Genomic DNA, 810 nt, shown 5'->3' with positions numbered 1-810 from the left:
ACCGCTTTGCGGGTCGCCGCCCTCAGACCCGTATCCAGGGCCGAGAAGGGCTCGTCGAGCAGCATCAGCCGCGGCTTGCGGGCCAAGGCCCTCTCAAGCGCCACGCGCTGCTGCTGACCGCCTGAGAGCTGGTCCGGCTTGCGGGAGAGCATGGCCCGGTCGAGCCCGACCATGTCCATCAACTCCGCGATGCGGGCATTCTTGACCGTGGCCTCCGCCTCGAGCCCGAAACCGATATTCTGGCGGATCGTCAGATGCGGAAACAGGCAGCCGTCCTGCGCCACGATGCCGATGCCGCGTTTGTGCGCCGGCACCTGGGACGAGCCGTCGGCAAGCGTCCGCCCATCGAACACGATTCGGCCTCCGTCCGGAGCGTCGAAGCCGGCAACCAGGCGCAGCAGCGTAGTCTTGCCGCAGCCGGACGGGCCGACAATCGCCGTGCGGCTGCCGGCTGTCACCGACAGGTCGACGCCGTCGAGGGCGGCCACGGAACCGTACTGTTTGCGCAGGGAGGTCAGGGTAAGCAGCGTCATCGCCCGGCGATCTTTTTCGATTGATGATGGAGAAGAAAGGTGAGCGGCAGCGAAAAGGCCACCATCAGCACCGCATAAGGCGCAGCACCCGCATAGTCGATCTCGCCGGTCAGCGCCCAGAAAGCCATGGCGAGCGTGCGGGTGCCGTTCGGCGCCAGCATCTGTGTGGCGGTGAGTTCGTTCATGATGCCAAGCGAGGAGAGTGCGACGCCCGCCGCTGCCCCCGGTGCCGCAAGCCGGATCGTCGTCGCAAGCAGCGCATTGCCCGGCGAACGCC

At 67.2% G+C, this 810-nt stretch carries 1 protein-coding gene and 1 pseudogene; both read right to left on the bottom strand.

The genetic code is table 11. The features are described 5' to 3' along the window. The coding region (locus MOV61_RS30090) for an ABC transporter ATP-binding protein (RefSeq protein WP_247139200.1) at positions 1–533 on the bottom strand (533 nt) is incomplete at its 3' end. Then, positions 530–810, bottom strand: a pseudogene (locus MOV61_RS30085) (iron ABC transporter permease); the annotation flags it as partial. The gene MOV61_RS30090 and the pseudogene MOV61_RS30085, both read right to left, overlap by 4 nt.

Origin of the sequence: Neorhizobium sp. BETTINA12A (assembly GCF_023006485.1) — a bacterium.
In the GTDB taxonomy this organism is placed as follows: Bacteria; Pseudomonadota; Alphaproteobacteria; order Rhizobiales; family Rhizobiaceae; genus Neorhizobium.
The sequence above is the reverse complement of the archived record's forward strand: the minus strand, read 5'-3'. Positions and strand labels throughout refer to the sequence as shown.